This window comes from Rufibacter soli (genome assembly GCF_054781795.1).
Window position 1 is genome coordinate 2478554 of the sequence record NZ_BAAGTS010000002.1, and the last position, 23817, is coordinate 2502370.

A 23817-nucleotide genomic window follows, 5' to 3' on the forward strand; every position below is an offset into this window, starting at 1 on the left:
ATCAAATCGTAAAAGTGTCTTCTATCCCTTCTTCCTCTCTACTTTTTTGACGATTCCTGCGTCTCCCTTTTTACGGCCACCCTGAGCTTGGCGCTCCGGGACCGGTTATTTTCCTGCAACTCCTGGGCGCCGGGTACAATAGGCTTGCGCGTCACAGAGTCCAGGGGTTTGATTTCATGCCCGAAGAAGTCCTTCTCTACCTCGCCAAAGAACTTGCCCTTGGCAATGTAGTTTTTCACCAGCCGGTCTTCCAGCGAATGGTAAGAGATCACTGACAGCCTTCCGCCGGGTTTCAATACCTCTACCGCCTGCTCCAGCATCTCTTCCAGGGCCTTCATCTCATCATTCACCTCAATGCGCAAGGCCTGGAACACCTGGGCCAGGTACTTGTTCTCCTTGCCCCGGGGCGTGCAGCCGGCAATGGCCTTCTTGAAATCACTGATGGTCTCAATGGGTTGCACGTTTCGGGCAGAGACAACTTCACGGGCCAGGGTCTTGGCGTTCTTCACCTCGCCGTACATGCCAAAAATGCGGTGCAGATGCTCCTCTGAATACTCATTGATCACCTGTTTGGCACTCACGGGGCTGTCCTTGTCCATGCGCATGTCCAGAGGACCTTCAAAACGGGTGGAAAAGCCGCGCTCGGCGGTGTTGAACTGGTGGGAGGAAACACCCAGGTCTGCCAGGATGCCGTCTACTTGCTTTACGCCGTACAGGCGCAGGTACTTTTTGAGGTACCGAAAGTTAGCCTTTACAAACGTGAATTGGTCAGATATTAGCTTTTCGGCTTGTTGCTCGGCATCCGTATCCTGGTCAAAGGAATAGAGCTGACCGCCCTGCATCTTGCTCAGAATATGGGCAGAGTGGCCGCCGCCGCCAAAGGTGACGTCTACGTAAATGCCGCCGGGTTTTATGGCCAACGCATCTACCGATTCCTGTAACAACACGGGTTGATGGTACTGCATGGGCGGATTAGTCTATTATGGGGGAACTCGGTTGGTCACCGAGGAACTTCTGCGCCAACTGGGAGAAGTTTTGCTGGTCTTTGATTAAGAAGGCGTCGTACTTGTCTGGGTTCCAGATCTCCACACGGTTGCCCAGCCCTATCACAATGGCGTCTTTCTCAATCTCGGCGTAACGCACCATGGTGCGCGGCAAGATAAAGCGGCCGGCAGCATCCAGTTCAATCTCGGTGTTACCCCTAAAGAAATTCCGTTGGAAATGGCGGTACTCCTCATTGAACTCGTTTAGGCTGGCCACCTTGTCATAGATGGTTTTCCATTCGGTTTTAGGGTACAGCACCAAGCAAGGCTCAAAGCCCCGGGTTAACACCACCTGGTTCCCGCACTCATCTGGCAGGTTGGCCTTGATTTTAGCAGGCAACACCAATCGTCCCTTCGGGTCTAGCTTACATTCGTATTCGCCGGAGAGGAAGTTCATGGTTCTGGAGGTGGTGACGAGAGTCTTTGGTACAAAACAAAAGTACTAAAGGGTAAGGCAAAGTCAACCACGGTCTCCCACTTTTTCCCACTTTGTGGATAAATCATGGTTATCCACCCCACTTATACACATTATCCACATTCTTGCTCCCCCATTTTGGGAAAACTTTTGGATAACCATTCTGGAATATTTCTTAAAATATGCGTGAAAAACACTCAATCAACTGATTATCAATTAGTTGTGTTTTAATCCTCTAATCACAGAGGCGTCATTTAGCAAAGTGGTGGAAAGGTGGCAGAAAGTGGGTCAAAAAACCATATCTTTGTGCCATGCGGGTAAAACTCTCACATTTGGTGCTTTTACTTCTGGTTTTTAGCCTGCTCACGGGTTCTGTGGGTGTGGCGGCAACCCAGCGTTTCTGCGCCATGTTGAGTACCACTGCGGGGGCCGACCAGAAAATGGAGGACATGAAATGCTGCTCTAAGAAAGCCGCTGACTCCTGCCCTGAAAAGGCGCCCCGTTTTATCAAGAAACCGTGCTGTACGTTTTCTACCACCTACCAGAAGCTAGAGGTGGTTTCTTCCGCGCCTTCTTCAAAGGTGCAATTCCCGGTAATCCTTTCTGTACCGACTAGTTTCTTTTCACAGCCTGGTTTTTCGGCTCTTGCCACCCAGGTAGCCTGGCCGTTGTATTCTGATTCTTCCCCGCCATTGGCTGGGCGTCAGTTACTTCAGCGCCTGCACATTCTTAATATTTAGGTTCTTCTTTTCCAGACCTGGCGGTAGCCCACCTTCCTGTGCTGCTGCCCCTGAAAAGATGTTTATACCTAAATTACCATTCCCATGTCTTTTAATACCCGTCAGGCGTTTAGCGCCATGACACTTTTTTGGTTGCTGGTTCCTTTCATAGGAATGGGACAGAACCTTTCTGGCCGCGTAGTGGATGCGGCAAATGCTCAACCCCTAATAGGCGCCTCGGTTATCTGGCTGGGCACCAACGTAGCCACCATCACCGATGCTAACGGCCACTTCTCCCTTCAGCCAGCCCCTGCTGGGCAAAAGTCCTTGGTAGTGGGCTACCTGGGCTATAAAACCGACACGGTGCAAGTGGCGGGTCAAGCGAGCCTTACCGTGAAATTGCAATCCATTACCTCCATCCAGGAAGTGACCATTACCGGCAAGCAAGACCGGTATTCGGCGCTCAGCCCTACCAACTCGCAGGTGATCACAGCCATGGATTTAACCAAATCAGCGTGCTGTAATCTGGCCGAGAGCTTTGAAACCAACGCTTCGGTGGAGGTTTCCACCTCAGACGCGGTCTCCGGGGCCAAGCAGATTCAGATGCTGGGCCTGGATGGCTCCTATACCTTAATGACCACCGACAACGTGCCTGCCCTGCGCGGGCTGGCTACCCCTTACCGCTTGAACTATCTCTCTGGTACCTATATAGAGGCCATTGACATTATCAAGGGAACGGGCTCAGTGTTGAACGGTTATGAATCCATCTCGGGTCAGGTGAACGTGCGGTTAAAAGACTCCGAGAAATCTGACCGCCTATACGTGAACCTGTACGGCAACAGCCTGGCCAAATGGGATGCCAACATAAACACCTCTTTTACCCTCACTCCCAAGCTGAGCACCGTGCTTATGTTGCACACAGACCAATTGGCCAACCGCGTAGATGACAACAAGGATGGTTTCCTGGACCTGCCGCTGGGCAAGCACTATAACGTGTTCAACAAGTGGAAATTCAATAGCAAAAAGCGTATTGTGGCCGAAGTAGGCCTGCAGGCCTTACAGGAGACCCGCACCGGTGGTCAGGTAAACTTCCGTGCGGGCATGCCCCAGCAGGAAGGCAGCTTCTACGGTACCCAGTCTGAGACCGAGCGGGTGAGTGGCTTTTCCAAAACCTCCTACACGTTCAAGAACCGGCCTTACCAAAGCATCGGGTTGATCTTATCGGCGGGACGCCATCAGTTTGATTCGCATTACGGGCCCAGAACCTACAATGGTTTCCAGAACAGTGGCCTGGCTAACCTCATTTTCCAGTCGGCGTTTGGAAATACCGCCCATACCTATAAGACCGGGCTGAGCTACCAGGTGGAAAACTATCAGGAAACTCTGGCTGGGCAGGAACTCAAGCGCCAGGAGCGGGTGCCGGGCGCCTTCTTTGAGTACGTGTACCAAAACAGCAAAAACCTGACGCTGGTAGGCGGCCTGCGCGCCGACCACCACAACCTGTACGGCTGGGTGTACACCCCGCGCTTCAACGTGAAGTATGATTTCAACCCTAATTCCATTGTGCGTCTGGCGGCGGGCAAAGGCTTTAGGGTAGCCAACCCCATTGCCGAGAATGTGGCATCGTTGATCAGTAACCGCGAATTTATTTTCCAGGAGAACCTGCAACCCGAGAAAGCCTGGAACCTGGGCGGAAGCTTTACCCAGTACTTTGAGGTGGGCGAGCGCAAAGGTGCCTTCATCACGGATTACTATTATACCACGTTCCAGAACCAGGTGGTACCCGACATGTACAGCAGCCCTAATCAGGTGGTGTTTTCCAACCTGGAGGGCCGTTCGTTCTCCAAAAGCTTTCAGGCGGAACTGCAGTATGAACTCACCGAGCTATTGGACGTGAAGGCAGCCTACAAATACTTTGACGTGCGCTCTACCTACAACGGACAACTGGAGTCGCGCCCGTTCATCCCTAACCACCGCGCCTTCCTGAACCTGGGCTTCGCGACGCCCTTTGACAAATGGCGCGCCGACCTGACCGCTCAATGGTTTGGCCCCAGAACGGTGCCCATGCTGGAGCAACAACTGGAAGGAAACCTGCGCACGCGAACTGTTAGCCCTTACGCGTTGTTTAATGGGCAAATCACGCGGGCTTTCAAACGCTGGGAAGTATATGTGGGCGGCGAGAACCTGTTGGGCTATAAACAAAAAGACCCTATTATTGCCGCCGACAGGCCCTTCAGCCAGGACTTTGATGCCAGCATGGTTTGGGCCCCTATCATGGGCCGGGTTATCTACGGAGGCCTTCGGTTTACGATTAAATAATTGTCTATTGTTAGTTGTTGATTGCTGATTGTTGAATTTAACCTGCAGAGAAAAGAACAATTAGCAATCAACAATCAACCATAAAACCCGTTTCTGGCCCGATTTTGGCAAAACAGGTTCAAACAGAAAAACCAACTTTTACCTTATACCTTTAACCCTTAACAATTTTAAAAATGAAGACCCTTAAACTCTGGATGCTTTCTTTCGTTTTAACCGCTTCCGCTACCCTTAGCTTTGCCCAGGACGGCACCAAAGGCCAGGAAGTGAAAATCAAGACCTCGGCGGTATGCGGTATGTGTAAAGCCACTCTGGAAAAAGGACTGGCCTATGAGAAAGGCGTAGAGAAAGCTACCCTTGACGTGGACTCTAAAATCCTGACGGTACGGTTTAACGGACAGAAAACCTCTGCGGATAAACTGAAGAAAGCGGTTAATGAATTAGGGTATGACGCCGATAGTTCTCCTGCTACTCCCCGCGCCTATGAGCGCCTGGATGAGTGCTGCAAGAAAGACGCCGTCCACTAAGCGACCTTCTTTATACTTTAAAAGCCTGCCTTACCGCAGGCTTTTTTCGTGGAACCTGTTTTAGGCCTGTTTTCCGAAAAACGGGCCTAAAACAGGTTTTCCTTTTCTTATACCCAAACCGCTGCTTCCAGAAAAACGATACCTTTACGAAAGCACAATTACTTGCTTCTGATCACTAGACCTAACCGTTTCTTATGAAACTCGCCCAACCGCTTCTCCTGCTAGCTTTTGCCCTGGGTAACTTTGCCGCCCTAGCTCAGCCATCGCTGCCCATGCCCCGCAACATTGCAACAGCTTACCAGAAAGGCACCCGCAGCCTGGACGGCACGCCCGGCCAGAACTATTGGCAGAATACCGCAGACTATACCATTAAGGTAGACTATGACCCCACCTCGCGCCGCTTGGCCGGTACCGTAGACATTGACTACAGCAACAACAGTCCAGACACCCTTAGGCAAATTGTGTTCAAGCTGTATCCCAATCTGTACCAGAAAGGTGCCCCGCGGGCCGGCCGTATTGAACCAAAAGACGTGAGCGAAGGCGTGCAGATTGAGCGCCTCACCGTGAACCAGGAAGCACAGGACGTACAGAAGCTCCGGCAGGATGGCACCAACCTTACCCTGCGCATCAAGCCCTTACCGCCCAGGCAAAAAGCGAAGTTCTCCATCACCTACCACTACACCCTCAACCAGGGTTCCCATAACCGTACCGGGCAGGTAGACTCCCTGGGGTCAGCTTTTGTGGCGTATTTCTTCCCGCGCATTGCCGTGTATGATGATGTGGACGGCTGGAACCGCACGCCTTACCTGGGCCCGCAGGAATTCTACAATGACTTCTGCCAGTTCACCACGGAGATCACCGTGCCGAGGGATTTCGTGGTTTGGGCTACCGGTGACCTGACCAACGCTCAAGTGGTACTCTCTAAAAAATACGCCAAACGCCTGCAGGAAGCTGAGAAAAAAGACAAGGTCATAGCGGTTATTGATGCCAAAGACCTAAAAAAAGGCGGCATCACGGCAGGCAAGGCCCGCAATACCTGGAAATTCACCGCTGAAAACGTGGTGGACTTCGCGTTTGCTACCTCTAGCCATTACCTCTGGAACAGCACCAGCCTGGTAGTAGACCCCAAAACCAAGCGCCGCACCCGGGTAAACGTGGCGTTTAACCCCGCGCACCATGACTTTGTGGAGGTGATTGACTTCTCCCGCAAGACCGTGGAGGCCATGAGCTACACGTTCCCAAAATGGCCCTTCCCCTACCCCCACATCACCGTCTTTGATGGCCTGGACCAGATGGAATATCCCATGATGGTGAATGATAACCCCGTGGAAACCCGCGAGGACGCCATCATGCTCACCGACCACGAGATCTTCCACACCATGTTCCCGTTCTATATGGGCACCAACGAAACCAAATACGGCTGGATGGACGAAGGCTGGGCCACCATTGGCGAATGGCTTATCTCCCCCATTATTGACCCCAAGATCAAAGACGATTACGGCGTGCAGCCCTACGCCCTGGCCGCCGGCACCGAGGCCGACATGCCCATCATGACCTTATCCACGCAACAAAACGGCACGCCTTTCTTTCTGAACTCTTACCCCAAGCCCGCCATGGGATACCTCTACGTTAAGCAATTGCTGGGTGATGAGTTATTTACCAAGGCCCTGCACCACTACATCCAGCAATGGAACGGCAAGCATCCCCTGCCCTGGGACTTTTTCAACGCTATGAACGCTGGCGCGGGCCGCAACCTCAATTGGTTCTGGCAACGCTGGTTCTTTGATGCTGGTGTGCCAGACTTAGCCATTGCCAACGTACAGCAACAGGCCGGCCAATACCAGGTAACCGTGGAGGCCAAAGGCACCAAACCAGTGCCCGTAGAATTACAGGTGACTTATGCAGACAACAGCACGGCTACCATTAGGCGGGAAATCTCTGTCTGGGAAAAAGGCAATCCCACGGTGCAGGTAGAGTTCAAGGCAGACAAAGCCGTAAAGAAACTGGAGCTGAAAGGCCTGCATATTCCTGATGTGAACCCGAAGGACAATGTCTACGAGGTGAAATAAAGACAAGAGCACCAGAAACAGGAATCCCGTTGACAGAGCAAGTCGAAACCTCTCTTTCAACGGGATTCCTGTTTTACGCCTGTTTTTGAAAAAACGGCCTTAAAACGGTTATTGGCTTTTGGTTAGCCGGTCTTTCTCCTGGTACAGTTTCCACCAGGGAAGGTAAGGCTTGTCATGGTGCTCATAGTGGTAGCCAAAGAAATAGCAGCTCAAAAAGGCCCAGAGATGGTTTCTGGGTTGAGTGGAGGATTTATGAGGGTTGTCTGTACTGTGTTCGCCCTTATGCGGTAGGTACGTCCCGAAGTAGAATAGCTGGAATGTGGCCAGCACTGCAGGCAGCATCCAGAACAAAATGATATTCTCCACCGGAAACCAAAGCTGCAGCACGTTATAGGTCACGGCCATGAGCACTACCTGCACAACCGTAATGTACTGCCGGGCAAAACTCAGGAACCACAGAAAGAAATTACCGCTGTGGTAATCTGGGTCCTGGTCGGTGGCTACGTGACGGTGGTGAAGGTGATGTTTGGGGTACAGCCGGCCATAGTAGTTAAAGGCGAAAAGTCCGGCGGTGAGGGTACCAATAGCCATGTTCAATCCCTTCTTGCCGGGGGCCACCACGCCGTGCATGGCGTCATGGGCGGTAATGAAAAGGCCCGTGTAGAGATGCATCATCACCAGCACGGCCGCATACGTGAGCGGGGAGAGCCAACGCACCGGCCAAAGCAGCAGAAACCACAACAGGCCTCCCCACGCCACCAGGATAAGCAGCGCGATCAGGATTCCGGCATGTTTTCTGAAAAAGAGGCTCAAAACAGATTCAGTTCTTTTAATTTGTTTGTTGGCAGTCTGCAGGTGGAGTTACAACTCTACCTTAGGAGATGGGGCAAGTTACCAGCTAATGATAGGTTTTGTTTCATATGGTGCTAGAAGATCTTTCCTGTTTTGAACCTGTTTTTCAGAAAACAGCCCTCAAACGTAAAGTTCCCCAATTCCACTGACTGTACCTGATACCTCAAAAAGCCAACAGCGTATCCCGCACTTCTTCCATCAACCACATAGGCGTAGAAGTGGCCCCGCAGATGCCAATGGAATCTCCATCATTAAACCAGTCTGGTTGAAGCTCCTCTACCTTTGAAACGAAGAACGTGTTGGGGTTGGTGTCTTTGCAGACCTGGTAGAGTACGCGGCCGTTAGAAGATTTGGTACCGGACACGAAGACCACTTTGTCAAACTTCTGGGCGAACTGGCGCAAATCCTTGTCACGGTTGGAGACCTGGCGGCAGATGGTGTCATTGGCGGAGACATCATAGCCCCGCGTTTCCAGTTCGCCTTTGATGCGGTAGAAGCTGTCGGTGCTTTTGGTGGTTTGGCTGTAAAGTGTGATGTTCTGGGGCAATTCATGGCGCAGCAGCTCGTCCAGGTTCTCGAAGACCACGGCCTCATTGCTGGTTTGCCCCAGCAGGCCCAAAACTTCGGCGTGGCCGTGCTTGCCGTAGATAAAGATCTGTTCCTTTTTATCAAAGGAGGTTTTAATGCGGTTCTGCAGTTTAAGTACCACCGGGCAAGAGGCGTCCACCAGGGTAAGGTTATTCTCCAGGGCCATTTGGTAAGTAGAGGGCGGCTCGCCGTGGGCCCTGATCAGCACGCTCTCATCCCGAAGGGTCTTTAGGGTGTCATAGTTGATGATGCGCAGGCCTTTTTTCTGCAGCCGTTCCACCTCCACGTCATTGTGCACAATATCGCCCAGGCAATACAGGTAGCCGCGCTCTTCCAACAGTTCCTCGGCCATCTGTATGGCGTAGATCACCCCAAAACAGAAGCCAGAATTTGAATCAATATGTACCCGTAACTGAAGCATATCGTCTAAACTAGTTCGCCTATGGGTTTGTTTACCCGGGCGCGTGATTTAAGCTTAAAAACTTCATAGAGCAGAATCACCAGCAGGAGCATTAGCATGGAGTACATGGTATCTTCTACCGGAATGGTGTAGAGCCGAAGGCCCACATTATGGGCATTGTTGTACCAGACCACGGGCAGGGCCGTCAGAACCCCGTTCACCAATAAAAACGGTACCAGATGCACCGCGTAGGCCAGAAAAAATCGCCCCAGTTTCTGGTACCTGAACACAGCCAAATATGCCAGCAACAGCACCGGCACCAGCAGGCAGGTCAACATGGTGTACCATCGGCCCCAGAAAAGAACCGCCACCGCCAAATTGCCTATAATCAGGCACCAGGTAAGGGCCGGGGCCAGGGGCTGGAGCCACTCCCGCCGCACGTAGGTGTTGAGACACTCATAGATAAAAACGCAGGCATAGGGCACCGTGACAAAGAACAGCACTTCCTCCAGGGGCAGGTTAAACAGGTAAATGCCCACCAGATATTTAGGGTTGAAGCCCCAGACGCCATGCTGGGTAAAGAGGATGTCCCAGGTGATAAAACAAAGGGCGCTCAGGGCCATGGCCGGAAAAAGAAAGCGCCAGTTGGTATAGAAATGTACCCGCCGGTCAAAAGACAGCACCAACGGGAAAAAGAGGGTGAAAAGGTTTAGGTAGAGGTAAATGTAGGTCATAAGTTCAGGTTTTCCACCCGTTTCCGTTCATCCCCGGAAACCAGGTCTTTCCGTAACAGGTAGTCGCGCATGATCTTCATGGATTCCAGCGGAATGCCCGACCGCGGGTGCTTGAGCATGGCCGCCATGAAAACCCTTTTGTCATCTTCCAGGTGGTGGCTCATGTTCAGGTACCTGGGAATGTTGTATTCAATGGAGTACCGCAGAAACCGTACCTCTGGGTCAGTATTGTCAAGGGCCACCGCCTGCTCAAACACCTCTGCCGAGGTGCGTAAAAACTTTATCTTGTTGTAAGGGCTCCAGGCGTGTTTAGCCATAATGGCGTTTGACACCGCTTTGTAACCCAACTTTAACGGATCCTTGCCTTTGTACTTTGCCATAAGAGCATGAAACTCCTCTGCGATGGCCTCATCTTTGGCGGCTTTCTGGTAATAGGTCACCAACGCGTTATGGCTGTAGGTTTCAGCGGATTGCCAGAAAGAGATAAATGAAAAGCAGAAGAATAAAAGCAAAGAAGTCAAGTACATGTTAAATGGTATTAAGCTGGTACCTAATATACGAACTTACCAGCAAAGTAAGCTTCGTTTTGTCAGGCACTCTTACGCGTTCCGCCAGAATATGGGCGGCAGGTACTTGCTTTATTTTCTTAAAGAGCTTTAAATAATAGATATACGCCAGATAAACGCCCAAGCGGGTATCACGGGGCAGTCCCAGAATGCCTTGGTAGGCCTGGTCAAAGTCCTGCTGGATATTGGCCTCAATTTCGGTTTTGTCCTGGTTGCAGAAGGTAAGGAAATCTATCTCGGGGAAGTACACCCTACCCCGGTCATGGAAATCGCTTTTGATGTCTCTAAGGAAGTTCACTTTCTGGAACGCCGCTCCCAGAGAGCGGGCTGGCGCTTTCAGGCGGTCAAATAGGGCCCGGTCGCCTTCGCAGAAAACCCGCAGGCACATCAACCCTACTACCTCTGCAGAGCCGTAAATGTATTCCTCATATAGGCTGCAGTCATAGGCGTGGTCTTCCAGGTCCATTTCCATGCTGTGCAGGAACGCTTCAATAAACTCCTGGTCAATGCCGTACTGGTGCACCACCATCTGGAACGCGTGCAGTACCGGGTTTAGGCTGATTTTTTCGGCCAGGGCCTGGGTGGTCTCAGTTTTGAACCGTTCCAGCAGCAGGGCCTTGTCATGCATATGAAAGGTGTCCACAATCTCATCGGCTAGCCGCACAAACCCATAGATGGCGTAAATGGCGTCATGGAATCGCGGGTGCAGCGTCTTAATGCCCAGTGTAAAGGACGTGCTGTAGCGTTTAGTAATGAGCTTACTACATTCCAGCGTGGTGTTATCAAAAAGTTTCTTGGCTGATAGCATCAGGCGGGGTGGGTTAAAGGGTGTTCCTGGGGGGCAAATTCCTTCACAATTTCAGTAGCCACCACCTGGCCCGAGATAAGGGACGGTGGCACGCCAGGGCCCGGCACAGTCAATTGGCCGGTGTAAAACAGGTTGCGTACTTTCTTGCTTTTCAGGCTGGGCTTTAAGACCGCGGTCTGCAGCAATGTATTGGCCAGGCCGTAGGCGTTGCCCTTAAAAGCGTGGTAATCCTTGATGAAATCCTGGTGGGCGTAGCTGCGCTTGAACACCACGTGCGGCCTCACCTCCTGCCCCGTGATTCGCTCCAGGCGCTCCATGACCAGATGATAATAATGCTCGCGCACGTCTGGGGTGTCTTGCAGGTCTGGGGCCACCGGTATCAACACAAAAAGGTTCTCCATCCCCGCCGGGGCCACCGATGGGTCTGTTTTGGAGGGCACCGACACGTAAAACAGTGGCTTGGTGGGCCAGGCCGGTTTGGTGTAGATCTCTTGGGCGTGCGGCCCAAAATCCTCGTCAAAAAACAGATTATGGTGCCTCAGGTTTTCCAGTTTACGGTTTACGCCCAGGTAGAAGATAAGCGAGGAGGGCGCCATGACGCGGCTGTCCCAGTATTTATCTGAATAGGTCTGAAATTCTTTGGGCAACAATTGGGTCTCCAGGTGGTGGTAATCGGCGCCACCTACTACCACTTCGGCCTCAAAGGTGCCCTGGTTGGTGACTACGGCCCGAATGGCATCTCCTTGCATTTCCAGGCGCTGCACTTCCTGCCCTAGTTTTATCTCTACTCCCTGTTCCTGGGCCAGGGCCACCATGCCTTCAATGATCTTGTGCATGCCACCCATGGGGTACCAAGTACCTAAAGATAGGTCTGCATAGTTCATGAGGCTATACAACGCGGGGGTGTTCTCAGGCAAGGCTCCCAGAAACAGCACCGGAAACTCCATGATCTGCACCAGCCGGGGGTGTTTGAAATATTTGCGCACGTGCTTAGCCATGGATTGGAACACGTCCAAGCGCAGCACGTCTACCATCAGTTTCAGGTCCAGGAATTCTGTGAGGGAGCGACTGGGTTTGTATACCAGGTTCTGGATGCCCACTTCATATTTATAGGCGGCTTGCTTAAGAAAAGTGCGCAGTTTTAGGGCTGCTCCCGGTTCCAGGGACTCAAACAGGGCTTCCAACTCGGGCATGCCCGCCGGAAGCTGCATGGTGTCGTTTTTAGCGTATAGAACCTGGTACGAGGGGTCTAACCTCTCTAAGTGATAGTAATCGGCGGTAGTTTTCCCGAATTTTTGGAAAAACTGCTCAAACACGCCTGGCATCCAATACCAGCTGGGCCCCATGTCAAAGGTGAAGCCTTCCGCGGAAAAAACCCGGGCCCTACCGCCCGGCGTTTCGTTTTTCTCCAACACAGTTACGGCGTAGCCCTGCTGGGCCAGGCAGGAAGCGGCCGCCAAGCCGGCAAAGCCGGCCCCTATGACAACTATTTTTCTTTTGGTTTCACCGATACTCACGCAGGTAGGGATTTGGAAAAGTCAGGCAGATGTACCTGTTTACGTATTTCACGCATAATATAGCTGAAACAAAATTCATAAAACAGTACCATAATCTGCCGGTAAAAGATAAACTAGAGCCAAAAATGGATCTAAAATACTGGTAACAGGTTAATCTCCTGAGGCATAGGGCGCCAGTTGCACCTTGAGTTCTTTGCGGGCCAGGTGAATACGGTTCTTCACCGTGCCAATGGGCAAGGAAAGTTTATCGGCTATCTCAGTGTACTTAAAACCAGTGTAATACATCATGAATGGCGTGCGCAGCTCTTCAGAAAGTTTTTCTATGGCCGCATAAATGTCATTCATGGCAAACGCCCCCGAGGCTCCGTTTACGGCCACCATGCGTTCGTCTCCGGGGAAGGACTGTGCATAGTCAGCCGTATCCAGGGAGCTGGAACGCTTGGTCACTTTGTTGTAATGGTTAATGAACGTGTTGCGCATAATGGTGTAAAGCCAGGCCTTCAGATTGGTGCCCACTTTAAACTTATCTTTATTGACAAGGGCCTTCAGCAGCGTTTCCTGCACCAGGTCTTTTGCATCATCACTGTCTCTGGTCAGATTATAAGCCGCTGGCCGGAGCGTAGGAACCAATTTTTCAACTACTGAAGAAAATTCTAACGCCGTCATTTGTTTAACTATTATGGTTAACTATTAAACAACAATACGAGGTTAATTTTAAAAAAGCCAATTTCTGTTTAATGTTTTTAGTTAAATATTAAACACAATTAAAAATTAACAGAATAGTTAAATGGATTGTGTGATTTATTACATAAAACCCCTCTATTTCTGAGAGAGACATTAAATATCACTAAGAGTAAAAGAAAAAACTCCCTGCCGTTTTAAGCCCGTTTTTGTAAAAACGGGCTTAAAACGGCAGGGAGGGAAAAGGATATAGGTAAATGAAGAAAGCTAAACCAAAGTGAGGTTAATAAGCTTGGAGATGCAACTTGATCATTAGGAGACTATTGGGTTTAAGGTCACTTGCCTGCTTCCCAACTGTTAAGTTAAGCCCACAAAAATCCATAAAAACCGAATTAAGGAAGCACCAGGCGTTTTGAGCCTGTTTTTCAGAAAACGGGCTTAAAACACCTCAGCCTCTGCTTTACTGGTGGCTACTTTCTGAATCCAGCACTCCAGGTCATCTATAGAGGAAGACAAACGCACGTTGCCGGGCATATCCTTTTCAGAGTGGCCATTCAATTGGGCCCCACAGACCAGTACTTCCTGGGCCGGCACTTCTTCTGCCAGTTGCGTTAAATATTCTAACACTGATACTTTAAGCACCGGGGTAGTCAATACGGTAAACAGATAGGTAGGCTTGTATTGCTGCGCCGCCCGGGCTAAGTCTGGCAAGGGCAAATGCTGGCCCAGGTACAAAGTAGAAAAGCCCGCCGACCGCAACAGGTAATGCACAAACAGCAAAGACAGCTCATGCAACTCGCCTTCGGGCAGGAAGAGAATAACTTTGGGCGCATCTTTGCCAGAAGCAACGGGCAGCGCATCAATGGCCACCAGCATCTTCTGCCTGATCAACTGGCTCATGAAATGCTCATGGGCCGGGGTGATGTTGGCCGTTTGCCAGAGCATGCCAATCTTATACAGAAAGGGATAAACCACCTGCCGCACAGACGCCGGGAACCCCAGCTGCAGAATGGCCCGGTGCAGCACCCGCTCAAAAAGCACCTCGTCCAGTTCCACCATGGCCACTATGAGCTGGTTGATGAACTGGTCCTGGCCCAGGTTGGTGTCGGTGAGTTTGAGCACTTCCTGGGCAATCTCTGTGGGGGGCAGTTGGGCTATCTTTGAGATCTTGTACCCCTCCTGGTACAGCAAGGCCACGTTGAGCAGGTTCTTAAGGTCGGCGTCATCATAGTACCGGATATTGGTGTCCGTCCGTTTGGGTTGCAGCAGGTTGTAGCGCTGTTCCCAGATACGGAGCGTGTGGGCTTTAATGCCCGATAGATGTTCCAACTCTTTAATAGAGTAGTAGGCCACAGGAGAAGAGTTAAAGAAGAAACGATGTATTAATGCTTCCGCGCGATCCTGAAAAATTTAGGGTGCACCCACAGCATGCCAAAAGACTGGGAGCCGTCACGGCCTTTGGTCTTGTGGTGTACCTTGTGGGCTATGTCCAGGGCCCTGAGATAGGTGTTAGACGTTTTCCCGAAGAGCCTGGCCCGCCGGTGAATATACAAGTCATGCACAAAAAAGTAAGCCGCCCCATACAAGGTGATGCCTACCCCAATCCAGAACCGGTAGTCCAGTGCTTCTGTACCATAGATGAAACAAAGCGCCGCAATCACCCCATAAAAGGCAAAGGACACATCATTCAATTCAAACAGGTGGTTGTGCTTCTTGTGGTGCGATTCATGGATGCCCCACAGAATACCATGCAAGACATATTTATGCACCGCCCACGCCACCAGTTCCATGGTTACAAAAGTCCCTAAAACAATAACCGCGTTGATCAGCATACTCTCTCAACCAGAAGGCTAGCTAATTGTTTGAATAAAACAGAAAGTTTAAAGATACGGAGATTTCCAGAGGATAGGATATGATTTTTAGCGGGCCGGTCTGCGGCCCAGGTTATTCAAAAATAATGAAGTGTCGGCGGGCGCCTTTTACCAGACAATATCCTGCTTGTCCAAAAATGCCTGGAAACCCCGTTGGCAGTCATGGGTGGTGCGGGAAAGAGCGTTGCGCTCAGCGCCGTATTCCAGGGCGTCTTTGAGCGGCAATTCCTGCACGTGGGCAATCATCTCTTTGATGGTTTCCATAGATTGTGCCGAGTTTTGGGTACATAGCCGCTGGGCCATTTCGTCCACCCTGGCATTTATGTTCTCCTCGGGCACCACTTCGGTCACCAGGCCTATTTCCCGGGCCCTTTCCGCGGAGATCAGGTCGCCGGTCAGGAGCAATTCCTTGGCTTTGGCCTCCCCTATTTTCCGGAGCAGAAAGATTTTCTCAATGGCTGGCAGGAACCCAATTTTCACCTCGGTGTATCCAAACCTGGCCGAGGGCACGGCATAGGTAAAGTCACATACTGTGGCCAGGCCACAGCCGCCGGCAATGGCGTGGCCCTGCACTTTGGCAATCACTACTTTTTTAAGGGTATAGATCTGGTAGAACAGCTGCATGAGGTGCGTAGAATCCTCCAGATTTTTCTGGAATGACTGGTGAGACAGTTGCTGCATATACTCCATGTCACCGCCGGCGCAGAACACCGGTCCGGCGGCCTGCAACACAATTACCTTGCACTGCTCATCATTCTCAGCGTAGTCTAAGGCCTCTTTCAGCTCGGTTACTACCTGCTCATTGAGCGCGTTGCGTTTCTCGGGACGGTTAAGTGTAACGTAGCCCACCCGGTCTGTGCAGACGTAATCTATATATTGTAACGCAATGGATTCTGAAGTAGTCATGGTCGTATTGGTCATATTACTTTGTACGAAGCAAGCCCATGAAAGATAGGTTTTGTCCTTCCCAAATTGAGTAGTCGCCGCCAGTTTCCACTCTTCATTTCCGGCCTCCAAAAGAAAAAAATGTGCCGTAAAAGAAAGCCGGTTCTTTACCTATTGAAAGGGCACTTTCCCGCGTTTCCGTTTTAGGTCCGTTTTTCAAAAAACAGGCCTAAAACGGAAATTTCATAACCTGATCTGCCAGGCTCCCTGTTCCTCCAGCACATGCACCTGATATCCGGCGGCGCGCAGTTCCGGCGCTTTGCGTTGCACGTACCACCGGGCGTTGGTTTGGTCCAGCACAATGGTTTTGGTAAGGAAAGTGGCTTGCAGTTGGTCCAGGGGGAGCCACACATTTTGTTGCAGCACCAGGGCATCCAGGGCGACCGGTCGGGCCAGGTCTTTGGGCAGGCGTTTCAGCCACAGCAGTTTTTTGCCGCGCCACACTAGTACCTTATTTCCCTCTGCCGTTCTGTGATAGGGAGTTTTCTGTTTTAAGCCCGTTTTTTGAAAATCGGGTCCAAAATGCAAGGTATCCCGCACGCCTTTGGCCCACCAATAGGGCTGCACCTGGTAAGCGAAAGCAGTAGCATTGGCATGGAACGCTGAATTTGCCAGAAACGTAACCTGCCTACCATTTACCAGGCTGACCGCACTACTCTTGCGAACGCTGTGCACCACCAATTCTTTTGTGCGTCCCTGCCGATGGGCCTGGGACATGACGGTGCCGGTAAAAAAAGCTAGGCAGAGCACTGAACCAGCTAGCCAACCCAGCCTCCGCCGGACCAGGAACAATACCCCAAACACTAGAAGCAGGTACAGCGCCACCACCTGACCCGGGGTGACCACAAAGCCATCTAATACCGCGTGAGGCCAGGTCTCTAGCCAAAGTAACAGTTCATTCAATAGCCAAAGTGTCCATTTCAGGAACCAGCCAATCACTGCCCCCAGATACGGCACCCAGAATAATAGCATAAACCCAATCCCCAGATACAACCCCAAAGACGTAGCCGGAACTGCCACCAGATTGGCCAACCAGAAATACACCGGAAACTGATGGAAGTAATATAGACTCAATGGAAACGTAGCCAACTGGGCCGCTACTGAGATAGCCAAAAGCTCCCAAACCCAGCGTACCACTTTTGTCTCGGGCCGCCAAAGGTTTAAAAACAGCGGTTGCAACAGCACAATGCCCGCCACCGCCAGAAAAGAAAGCTGGAACCCTACATCAAACAGAAACAAGGGGTCATACTGCAGAAGTGCCACCGCCACTACCGCCAAAGTATTCAACACAGAGGCTTTCCGGCGCAGCAGCTTCCCTACCTCCACCAACGTGAACATACACACCGACCGCAGTACCGAGGTAGACATACCCGTCACGAAGGCATAGAACCAAATAACACCTAAGATGATCAGCACCGCCACCATGCCACTAGTCCTCCCGCGTCTCAAAGGCTTGAGCAGGAAGAGCAGCACCCCGTACAGCAGACCCACGTGCAGGCCACTTACCGCCAGCACGTGCATGGTGCCCGTTCGGGCGAAGGCATTGCGCAGGGTGGCATCCAAATCATCCTGCACGCCCAAAATTAGGGCCTGGGAAATAGCTACTTCTCGGGGCGTGTCTATCACTTCTTTAAAAGCCCGTTCCAGCTGTTTTCTTACTCTAAGGCTCAAGGCCACCACCTGGCTAGGCGGCGCATACCCAACGGACTGCCATTTGTCTGGGGTTAGGTAGGCCTGCCATTGCACGCGCTTGAGGGCTAGGTACCTTTGGTAATCAAACTGATAAGGATTAGCCGGACCAGCGGGCGGGACCAGGGCCCCGGCAACCAGCAGTTGTTGCCCGTACTGCAGGCCGTCTGCAGCCGGAGAATGCGGAAAGAAAAGCGCGACCTGCCCTTGCGCAGGATACCACTTCCCCTTCGCCCGTACCGCCACCAGACGCCCCACCGTATTCACTGATGTTGGTTTCAAGGCCACCGCCTTCACTAGCGTGACTTTATAGTGGGTAATCTGGCTTGGGGCCACTGGTAGCGTTTTGAGGGTATTTTTCTGAAAACAGACCCAAAACGTAAGTAACATAAGGGCCAATAACCCAGCTGCTCCAGCCCTACGTCGCCTGTGGGCCAAGGGTCGTTTTCTGGCCCGCCACCACAACACCAGAAAAACAACCGCAAAAAAAGCGGCGGCCTCCCCTGCATAAGGAAAGCCGCCGCCTATGGCAAAATACAGCAGGAGCCCTGCCAAACAGCTTACCACCACACGCAAGGTGCCGGTGGCCACTGGGTTAGCCATTCCACTCCATTTTGTAGTGCTGGATATCGCATTCTGTGAACATAGGCCCGGACTTCACAAAGCCGTGGCGCTCATAGAAGGGCACCGCCCGTAGCTGGGCATGCAGGTAAATTTTCTTCCCCTGCTGGGTGGCCAGCAAATCTTCCATGATGACGTTCAGTAGGATACTGCCCACCTGTTGGCTGCGGTAAGGGGCCAGCACGGCAAAACGCTCCAGCTTTATGCCGTTCTCTGTCTGGCGCCAACGAGCCGCTCCTACGGGTTGATTATCTGCCTTGGCCAGGTAATGCGAGGCAGTAGGTTCATGGGCATCATATTCCGCGTCGGCGGGCACTTTCTGTTCCTGCACAAACACCTCTTCCCGTATTTTAAACGCGGCGGCCTGGTCTTCTGGTCTTTCTATTTTATGGGCCGTAATCTTCATGGCAATACCCTTAGGTAAAAGGAACGCGGGCCTGCTCCCCCAACAGGAAGGCAGGCCCGCGCCGTTAGAAATTAGTCATCGTAGCGTCTGAAATTCTGCCGGCGGCGTGGGGCATCCTGGTTGTTTTCTGCCTCCGCGTCCTCGTTCATTTCGCGCTCCTTCTGCTTGCGCTCATCATTTTTAGAATACGCTTCCACTATGTTTTTCACCAATTGGTGGCGTATCACATCTTGGGCGCTCATGTCTACAAACCCAATGCCTTTCACGTCACGCAACACAGACATGGCGTCTATCAAACCAGACTTCTGGTTACGCGGTAAGTCAATCTGGGTGCGGTCACCGTTGATCATCACTTTAGACGTGGGGCCCATACGGGTCATGAACATCTTAATCTGCATGGGCGTGGTGTTCTGGGCCTCATCCAGGAGCACGAACGCGTTGTTGAGCGTACGGCCGCGCATGTAGGCCAGGGGCGCTATCTCTATGATCTTATTCTCATAGTAGTACTTGAGCTTCTCCACGGGGATCATCTCCTCCAGGGCGTCATAGATAGGCCGCAGATACGGGTCTACTTTGTCTTTCATGTCGCCGGGCAGGAAACCAAGGCTCTCGCCGGCCTCTACCACCGGGCGGGAGATGATGATTTTCTTTACCTCCTTGTTTTTAAGCGCCCTTACGGCCATGGCCACCGAGATAAAGGTTTTACCCGTACCGGCAGGCCCCAGCGCAAACACCAGGTCATACTTAGAAACGGCCTCCACCAACTTATGCTGGCTAGGGGTTTTGGCTTTGATCACGCCGCCCTTGCTGCCATACACAATCACGTCCGGCGAGGTGATGACCACGTCGTCCTCAAAGTCATTGTCGGCGGTCAGGAATTTATGCACGCTCTTGTCTGTGATTTTCCCGTACTGGTGGTAATGCTCAATAAGGGAGGAAAGGATTTCGTGTATTTTGGTGATTTCAGGGGTTTGGCCCTGAATCTTTATCTCATTGCCGCGTGAAATGATTTTGCTGCTGGGGAAAGCGGCGGCCAATTGTTTTATATTCTGATTCTCCAGGCCCAGGAAATCTACTAAAGAGATATTCTCTAGGGTTATTGTCTTTTCTACCAAAGGCTAGTACTGTTTAAAATGTAGGTTTTAGAACCATTCTACTGAAAATATAGTAGATTTGTTATAAGACAAATATAGCGATATTAAAGTTCTTTTTTGACCGACCGTTCCCATGGGATTTATTACATTTTTGTCAGACTTTGGCACCAAGGACCACTACGTGGCCGCCGTTAAAGCTAAAATCCTGACACTCAACCCTGCACAAGTCATTGTTGATATTTCGCACCACGTAGAGCCGTTTAATATTGCCTATGGGTACCATGTCATCAATGCCGTATTCCGGGATTTCCCCGTGGGTACCGTGCACCTGGTTTGTGTAGACACCCATGGCACCCGTAGCGGCAGGTACCAGGTGGCCCGCCACCAGGGGCACTATTTTGTTTGCGCCGATAACGGGCTGCTTTCCCTGCTTACTGAAGGGGACCCCGAGCAGCTGGTTGACCTGCCTTACCTGAAAGAATCCTCCTCCCCTGCCCGTGACATCATGGCCCCGGCCGCCGCCGCCCTGGCCCAGGGAAGTTCCATGGCAGAGGTAGGCGAACTAGCCGACGGTATGGTGCAACTCATTAACCGTCAGCTACGGCTCAACGACCACTCCATTACCGGCCACGTGGTACACGTAGACCATTATGGCAACCTGATCACCGATATCTCCAGAGACAGCATTGACGCCATTGGCCATGGCCGCCGGTTCACCATTCAATTTAACCGCGAGGTGATTGACCGCCTAAGTACCCGCTACAATGAACCCGGCGAAGGCGACTGCGTGGCCCTTTTCAACCGGCAAGGGTACCTCACCATTGGTATCAACAAAGGTCATGCCTCAGAACTGCTGGGCATGTACTTTGACTCACCAGTAGAAGTGCATTTTGCACAGGAACAGGGAGAATAAGCAAGAATTTAGAAGTAGGTAGTAAGATTTTTCAGTGTTCCTGCCTCAACTTTCGGATATAGCGTCTGTTTCCGTTTTGAGCCTGTTTTTCAAAAAACAGGCTCAAAACGGAAACGAGTCACAAAAACCCTTCTCCTTCTTTTTTTCAGATTAACTAATTCCTTCTACAAATGCTCATCCGTGTAGTACGCATGACGTTTCACCCAGAGAACGTGCCAGCCTTTCTGGAGATCTTTAAGGTATCTAAAGTAAAGATTGCTGCTTTTCCGGGTTGCCGCAGCGTTGAGCTCCTCCAAGACTACCACCTGCCACACGTGTACAGCACCTACAGCCACTGGGACTCTGACGAGGCGCTGAACAATTACCGTAATTCGGAGCTCTTTGGAAGCGTCTGGAAGCCCACCAAGGCCTTGTTCGCGGAGCCGGCCCAAGCATTTTCCTTTAAACCTGCCGCAGTGTAATATTCCGTAACCTTGGCTGAATCTTCGGGCCATGTTCTTACGTCTAGTAACTATTGTTTACCTCTAGCCTCCCTTTGTACCGTGAACTACTTCCAATTCTATAATATGCCGGAAAGCTTTCTCTCTGACGAGAAAGCCATCCAAGCCAAATATTATGCCCTTAGCCGGGAGTATCACCCAGATTTTTACACCCTGGAATCACCTGAAAAACAACAGGAGATTTTAGAAAAGTCTACCCTCAATACCAACGCTTACCGCACCCTCTCCCACTTTGACAAGCGTATGCAATACATTCTGGAACAGCATGGCCTGCTGGAAGAGGGCGGCGACAATGATTTACCCCAGGACTTTCTCATGGAGGTTATGGAACTGAACGAGCAGCTCATGGACCTGGAAATGGACTATGATTCGGTGCAGTTTAAGATTGTCTCTGACCAAACCAACGAGATTGAGGGCGCTTTGAAGGCTGAAATCTGGCCCGTGCTGGAATCTTACAAAGATTTAGCGCCTGAGGCTCAGGCGGAAGCCCTGCAAAAAGTAAAAAATTACTACCTAAAACAGCGCTACCTCTTGCGTATAAAGGAATCATTGAATAAGTTTGCATCCTCTTCTGACAGATAAAGAGTTTCTCGCTTTGCTTTCAGGAGCTACCAACAGTAAATGCCCAGATGGCGGAATTGGTAGACGCGTTGGTCTCAAACACCAATATCTTTGATGTGCCGGTTCGACTCCGGCTCTGGGTACTCCAGCGGACTTGTTCACTATAGACAGTGACAAGTCCGCTTTTTTATTGCCGTAACTCGCTGTAATAGTGGTAATTAGATGATAAACTGAGTTAACCCTTTCGGTTCGATAAGTGTCATTTTTCTTGTCGTAGAAAATATTACCTCTGAAGGTGGTTTCCTGCACGCTACGTTTAACCGAAACACCCTCATTTTGCCACAGAAACGGCGATTTTCGCACATATTGGATGCACTTTTTTACCATTTCCTGGGGGTTCGATAAATTAATTCGCAGCTTTTCAAGCTCAGTGTCCAAAAACCCACGCTCAGATTCTAACTCTTGTAGTTTTTCCTTGAAAAGATCATTGGTGACCACACCCGAAAGCAGCTTTTCTGCCAGAAGATTGATTTTTTTCTTTACATCTACCAATTCGACCTCACGGCACTGAACCTCCTCTTTGTTTATTCTATTTAGTTCGACAAACACCTGCTCCAGCCTTTGGGTCAGCATAGTTGAAGTAAGTGTAATAGGGATTATGTTCCGCTGGTATTCAACAAACGCTTTATTGCAATGCAAGGCAGCTACATTAACCCTACACTCTTTATTATTGCAGATGTAATAATGCTTTTGCTTTTTCTTGTTTAAATAGCCAGTGAATTTATTTCCACAATCGACACACCTTAAAACACCTTTCAGTGGCAACCCAGTATTTACCGAAATATCTTTGTTTCTAGGGTATCCTCCCCTATCTAACACCTCCATTACCCTCTTGAACTCTTTTATAGAGATTAGCTTAGGGTGTTTACCTTCCGTAGGAACATAATCCAAGGAGTTTGAAACCATTACACCACAATAAAAGGGGTTTCTAAATATTTCAGCCCACCTCTTTGTATTGATCCTGATTCCTCTTAAGTGTAAGAATCTTTGGATTTCTATAGGAGAGTACCCCTTTAAAAGCATTTGAAAGCCCTCTCTTATGTTTTCACCTTCTTTTGTGATGTAGATCTCCTTTTTTGAGTCTCTTGCATAACCTCGTGGGCAATTATGCACCCAAATACCATTTTTAATCTTCTCCCTCATCTTCCTTTTAGTATCCAAGCTCTTATTTACGTTTGTAATATTCGCTTGAAGTAGGGTCATCGTCAGCATGACTTTACCCTCAAGTGATTCAGGATCGAAGGAATTTATTGCCGAAAAAACCTTAATAGAATGGCGTTGTAAAAGCGATATTATTTCAATAGCTTGTAAACCCGTTCTGGAAAATCGGTCATAATTAAAACAAATTATTGCTCCTATTTTGTTCTTTTCAGCCGTGACGTAATCAAGCATTGCCCTAAATTCTTTCCGATCCTCATCAGACTTTGCAGATTCAAAGACACCACCGAAATACTTTTTTATAGTGAATCCATTCTTTAAGGCAAAGCCTGTGCATTCTTTGTGCTGTGTATTAAGACTATCATTCGAAAGCTGCTCTTTAGATGACACGCGTGTGTATATAACTGCATTCTTTTCCTTACCAGTTACTTTATCAGCACTTGAAGGAGCAAACCTTTTGAAATAATTTTGATCCATATTCAATGATAAATTAGTATCAATTAAATGGTTCTTAAATACAACTTTCAATACTCTACAACCTATTTAGAAACATAGACCATTTCTTTGATACTACATCGGAAACTTTTATAGGTAACATACAAGAACTGGCAAAAGGATTCTTTAGGACGGTCATTTCGACACGTTCAGGTTATGAGCTAACCACCTATACGGACGAAACACTGTGAAATTTGGGATTCCACTGGAGTCCCTTTCACCTATTCCCTAAATTCAGAGGATAAGGAGGAATTTGAAAAAGATTACCA

22 protein-coding genes, 1 tRNA gene and 1 pseudogene are annotated in these 23817 nt (G+C 50.3%); 8 read left to right on the forward strand and 16 right to left on the reverse strand.

Features of this window, described 5'->3' with window-relative positions:
- Positions 1-38: 38 nt before the first annotated feature.
- Positions 39-965 carry a 16S rRNA (cytosine(1402)-N(4))-methyltransferase RsmH gene (rsmH, locus tag ACYVJQ_RS12410; protein WP_460893396.1) on the reverse strand — a complete coding sequence of 309 codons (927 nt, stop codon included), beginning with the start codon at positions 963-965 and terminating at the stop codon, positions 39-41.
- 7 nt (positions 966-972) lie between these two features.
- Positions 973-1440, reverse strand: coding sequence for a division/cell wall cluster transcriptional repressor MraZ (gene mraZ, locus ACYVJQ_RS12415; RefSeq protein WP_460893397.1), 468 nt, complete (start codon positions 1438-1440; stop codon positions 973-975).
- A 329-nt stretch (positions 1441-1769) separates the two neighbouring features.
- Between mraZ and ACYVJQ_RS12420 the strand changes: the two genes are divergently transcribed.
- The 4 genes from ACYVJQ_RS12420 to ACYVJQ_RS12435 all read left to right on the forward strand — a co-directional run bounded on the left by ACYVJQ_RS12420 (position 1770) and on the right by ACYVJQ_RS12435 (position 7089).
- Entirely contained in the window at positions 1770-2198 is a 429-nt protein-coding gene (locus tag ACYVJQ_RS12420; protein ID WP_460893398.1) for a hypothetical protein, read from the forward strand.
- An 84-nt stretch (positions 2199-2282) separates the two neighbouring features.
- Positions 2283-4496, forward strand: coding sequence for a TonB-dependent receptor (locus tag ACYVJQ_RS12425; RefSeq protein ID WP_460893399.1), 2214 nt, complete (start codon positions 2283-2285; stop codon positions 4494-4496).
- A 173-nt stretch (positions 4497-4669) separates the two neighbouring features.
- Positions 4670-5020 (forward strand): heavy-metal-associated domain-containing protein, encoded by a 351-nt coding sequence (locus ACYVJQ_RS12430; protein ID WP_460893400.1) that lies wholly within the window; start codon positions 4670-4672, stop codon positions 5018-5020.
- 194 nt (positions 5021-5214) lie between these two features.
- Positions 5215-7089 carry a M1 family metallopeptidase gene (locus ACYVJQ_RS12435; protein ID WP_460893401.1) on the forward strand — a complete coding sequence of 625 codons (1875 nt, stop codon included), beginning with the start codon at positions 5215-5217 and terminating at the stop codon, positions 7087-7089.
- A 108-nt stretch (positions 7090-7197) separates the two neighbouring features.
- Here the strand turns inward: ACYVJQ_RS12435 and ACYVJQ_RS12440 are convergent, their stop codons facing one another.
- The 13 genes from ACYVJQ_RS12440 to ACYVJQ_RS12500 form a co-directional block, all read right to left on the reverse strand.
- Positions 7198-7902 carry a fatty acid desaturase gene (locus tag ACYVJQ_RS12440; protein ID WP_460893402.1) on the reverse strand — a complete coding sequence of 235 codons (705 nt, stop codon included), beginning with the start codon at positions 7900-7902 and terminating at the stop codon, positions 7198-7200.
- Between the two features lie 202 nt (positions 7903-8104).
- Positions 8105-8950 carry a 4-hydroxy-3-methylbut-2-enyl diphosphate reductase gene (locus ACYVJQ_RS12445; RefSeq protein ID WP_460893403.1) on the reverse strand — a complete coding sequence of 282 codons (846 nt, stop codon included), beginning with the start codon at positions 8948-8950 and terminating at the stop codon, positions 8105-8107.
- 5 nt (positions 8951-8955) lie between these two features.
- Entirely contained in the window at positions 8956-9663 is a 708-nt protein-coding gene (locus ACYVJQ_RS12450) for a lycopene cyclase domain-containing protein (RefSeq protein WP_460893404.1), read from the reverse strand.
- Entirely contained in the window at positions 9660-10190 is a 531-nt protein-coding gene (locus tag ACYVJQ_RS12455; RefSeq protein WP_460893405.1) for a hypothetical protein, read from the reverse strand. Before ACYVJQ_RS12455 ends, ACYVJQ_RS12450 begins: the two co-directional genes overlap by 4 nt.
- Before the next feature lies 1 nt (position 10191).
- Positions 10192-11037 (reverse strand): phytoene/squalene synthase family protein, encoded by an 846-nt coding sequence (locus ACYVJQ_RS12460; protein ID WP_460893406.1) that lies wholly within the window; start codon positions 11035-11037, stop codon positions 10192-10194.
- Positions 11037-12554: a phytoene desaturase family protein gene (locus ACYVJQ_RS12465; RefSeq protein WP_460893407.1), complete on the reverse strand. Its 1518-nt coding sequence runs from the start codon at positions 12552-12554 to the stop codon at positions 11037-11039. Before ACYVJQ_RS12465 ends, ACYVJQ_RS12460 begins: the two co-directional genes overlap by 1 nt.
- Positions 12555-12704: 150 nt before the next feature.
- Positions 12705-13220, reverse strand: a complete 516-nt coding sequence (locus ACYVJQ_RS12470) for a sigma-70 family RNA polymerase sigma factor (RefSeq protein ID WP_460893408.1) — start codon at positions 13218-13220, stop codon at positions 12705-12707.
- Between the two features lie 453 nt (positions 13221-13673).
- A complete protein-coding gene (locus ACYVJQ_RS12475) occupies positions 13674-14588 on the reverse strand; it encodes a MerR family transcriptional regulator (protein WP_460893409.1) in 915 nt (304 codons plus the stop codon).
- A 29-nt stretch (positions 14589-14617) separates the two neighbouring features.
- Positions 14618-15067 (reverse strand): sterol desaturase family protein, encoded by a 450-nt coding sequence (locus ACYVJQ_RS12480; protein ID WP_460893410.1) that lies wholly within the window; start codon positions 15065-15067, stop codon positions 14618-14620.
- Positions 15068-15214: 147 nt separating this feature from the next.
- The gene (locus tag ACYVJQ_RS12485; protein WP_460893411.1) at positions 15215-16027 is read right to left on the reverse strand and encodes an enoyl-CoA hydratase/isomerase family protein; all 813 of its coding nucleotides are present in this window, start codon (positions 16025-16027) and stop codon (positions 15215-15217) included.
- 207 nt (positions 16028-16234) lie between these two features.
- Complete coding sequence (locus ACYVJQ_RS12490; protein WP_460893412.1) at positions 16235-18343, reverse strand: ComEC/Rec2 family competence protein; 2109 nt, start codon at positions 18341-18343, stop codon at positions 16235-16237.
- Positions 18336-18767 carry a GNAT family N-acetyltransferase gene (locus tag ACYVJQ_RS12495; RefSeq protein ID WP_460893413.1) on the reverse strand — a complete coding sequence of 144 codons (432 nt, stop codon included), beginning with the start codon at positions 18765-18767 and terminating at the stop codon, positions 18336-18338. Before ACYVJQ_RS12495 ends, ACYVJQ_RS12490 begins: the two co-directional genes overlap by 8 nt.
- A gap of 71 nt (positions 18768-18838) precedes the next feature.
- A complete protein-coding gene (locus ACYVJQ_RS12500) occupies positions 18839-19882 on the reverse strand; it encodes a PhoH family protein (protein ID WP_460893414.1) in 1044 nt (347 codons plus the stop codon).
- Between the two features lie 112 nt (positions 19883-19994).
- On the opposite strand from ACYVJQ_RS12500, the gene ACYVJQ_RS12505 reads away from it, so the two are divergent.
- The 4 genes from ACYVJQ_RS12505 to ACYVJQ_RS12520 all read left to right on the forward strand — a co-directional run bounded on the left by ACYVJQ_RS12505 (position 19995) and on the right by ACYVJQ_RS12520 (position 21978).
- Positions 19995-20774 (forward strand): SAM hydrolase/SAM-dependent halogenase family protein, encoded by a 780-nt coding sequence (locus ACYVJQ_RS12505; RefSeq protein ID WP_460893415.1) that lies wholly within the window; start codon positions 19995-19997, stop codon positions 20772-20774.
- Positions 20775-20944: 170 nt separating this feature from the next.
- Positions 20945-21235: a putative quinol monooxygenase gene (locus ACYVJQ_RS12510; protein WP_460893416.1), complete on the forward strand. Its 291-nt coding sequence runs from the start codon at positions 20945-20947 to the stop codon at positions 21233-21235.
- Positions 21236-21316: 81 nt separating this feature from the next.
- The gene (locus ACYVJQ_RS12515; protein WP_460893417.1) at positions 21317-21856 is read left to right on the forward strand and encodes an iron-sulfur cluster co-chaperone HscB C-terminal domain-containing protein; all 540 of its coding nucleotides are present in this window, start codon (positions 21317-21319) and stop codon (positions 21854-21856) included.
- Between the two features lie 41 nt (positions 21857-21897).
- Positions 21898-21978: transfer RNA gene (locus ACYVJQ_RS12520), tRNA-Leu, on the forward strand.
- Positions 21979-22558: 580 nt separating this feature from the next.
- Here ACYVJQ_RS12520 and ACYVJQ_RS12525 read toward each other — a convergent pair.
- Positions 22559-23530: pseudogene (locus tag ACYVJQ_RS12525) on the reverse strand (recombinase family protein); the annotation flags it as partial.
- Between the last annotated feature and the right edge of the window lie 287 nt (positions 23531-23817).

What these genes read in the sequence shown, in the direction of transcription:
- ACYVJQ_RS12445 (WP_460893403.1), bottom strand. Translation starts at nt 8,950, where the DNA reads ATGCTTCAGTTACGGGTACATATTGATTCAAATTCTGGCTTCTGTTTT.
- ACYVJQ_RS12495 (WP_460893413.1), bottom strand. Translation starts at nt 18,767, where the DNA reads ATGAAGATTACGGCCCATAAAATAGAAAGACCAGAAGACCAGGCCGCC.
- ACYVJQ_RS12435 (WP_460893401.1), top strand. Translation starts at nt 5,215, where the DNA reads ATGAAACTCGCCCAACCGCTTCTCCTGCTAGCTTTTGCCCTGGGTAAC.
- ACYVJQ_RS12425 (WP_460893399.1), top strand. Translation starts at nt 2,283, where the DNA reads ATGTCTTTTAATACCCGTCAGGCGTTTAGCGCCATGACACTTTTTTGG.
- ACYVJQ_RS12470 (WP_460893408.1), bottom strand. Translation starts at nt 13,220, where the DNA reads ATGACGGCGTTAGAATTTTCTTCAGTAGTTGAAAAATTGGTTCCTACG.
- ACYVJQ_RS12460 (WP_460893406.1), bottom strand. Translation starts at nt 11,037, where the DNA reads ATGCTATCAGCCAAGAAACTTTTTGATAACACCACGCTGGAATGTAGT.
- ACYVJQ_RS12430 (WP_460893400.1), top strand. Translation starts at nt 4,670, where the DNA reads ATGAAGACCCTTAAACTCTGGATGCTTTCTTTCGTTTTAACCGCTTCC.
- ACYVJQ_RS12490 (WP_460893412.1), bottom strand. Translation starts at nt 18,343, where the DNA reads ATGGCTAACCCAGTGGCCACCGGCACCTTGCGTGTGGTGGTAAGCTGT.
- ACYVJQ_RS12510 (WP_460893416.1), top strand. Translation starts at nt 20,945, where the DNA reads ATGCTCATCCGTGTAGTACGCATGACGTTTCACCCAGAGAACGTGCCA.
- rsmH (WP_460893396.1), bottom strand. Translation starts at nt 965, where the DNA reads ATGCAGTACCATCAACCCGTGTTGTTACAGGAATCGGTAGATGCGTTG.
- ACYVJQ_RS12505 (WP_460893415.1), top strand. Translation starts at nt 19,995, where the DNA reads ATGGGATTTATTACATTTTTGTCAGACTTTGGCACCAAGGACCACTAC.
- ACYVJQ_RS12420 (WP_460893398.1), top strand. Translation starts at nt 1,770, where the DNA reads ATGCGGGTAAAACTCTCACATTTGGTGCTTTTACTTCTGGTTTTTAGC.
- mraZ (WP_460893397.1), bottom strand. Translation starts at nt 1,440, where the DNA reads ATGAACTTCCTCTCCGGCGAATACGAATGTAAGCTAGACCCGAAGGGA.
- ACYVJQ_RS12455 (WP_460893405.1), bottom strand. Translation starts at nt 10,190, where the DNA reads ATGTACTTGACTTCTTTGCTTTTATTCTTCTGCTTTTCATTTATCTCT.
- ACYVJQ_RS12485 (WP_460893411.1), bottom strand. Translation starts at nt 16,027, where the DNA reads ATGACCAATACGACCATGACTACTTCAGAATCCATTGCGTTACAATAT.
- ACYVJQ_RS12480 (WP_460893410.1), bottom strand. Translation starts at nt 15,067, where the DNA reads ATGCTGATCAACGCGGTTATTGTTTTAGGGACTTTTGTAACCATGGAA.
- ACYVJQ_RS12450 (WP_460893404.1), bottom strand. Translation starts at nt 9,663, where the DNA reads ATGACCTACATTTACCTCTACCTAAACCTTTTCACCCTCTTTTTCCCG.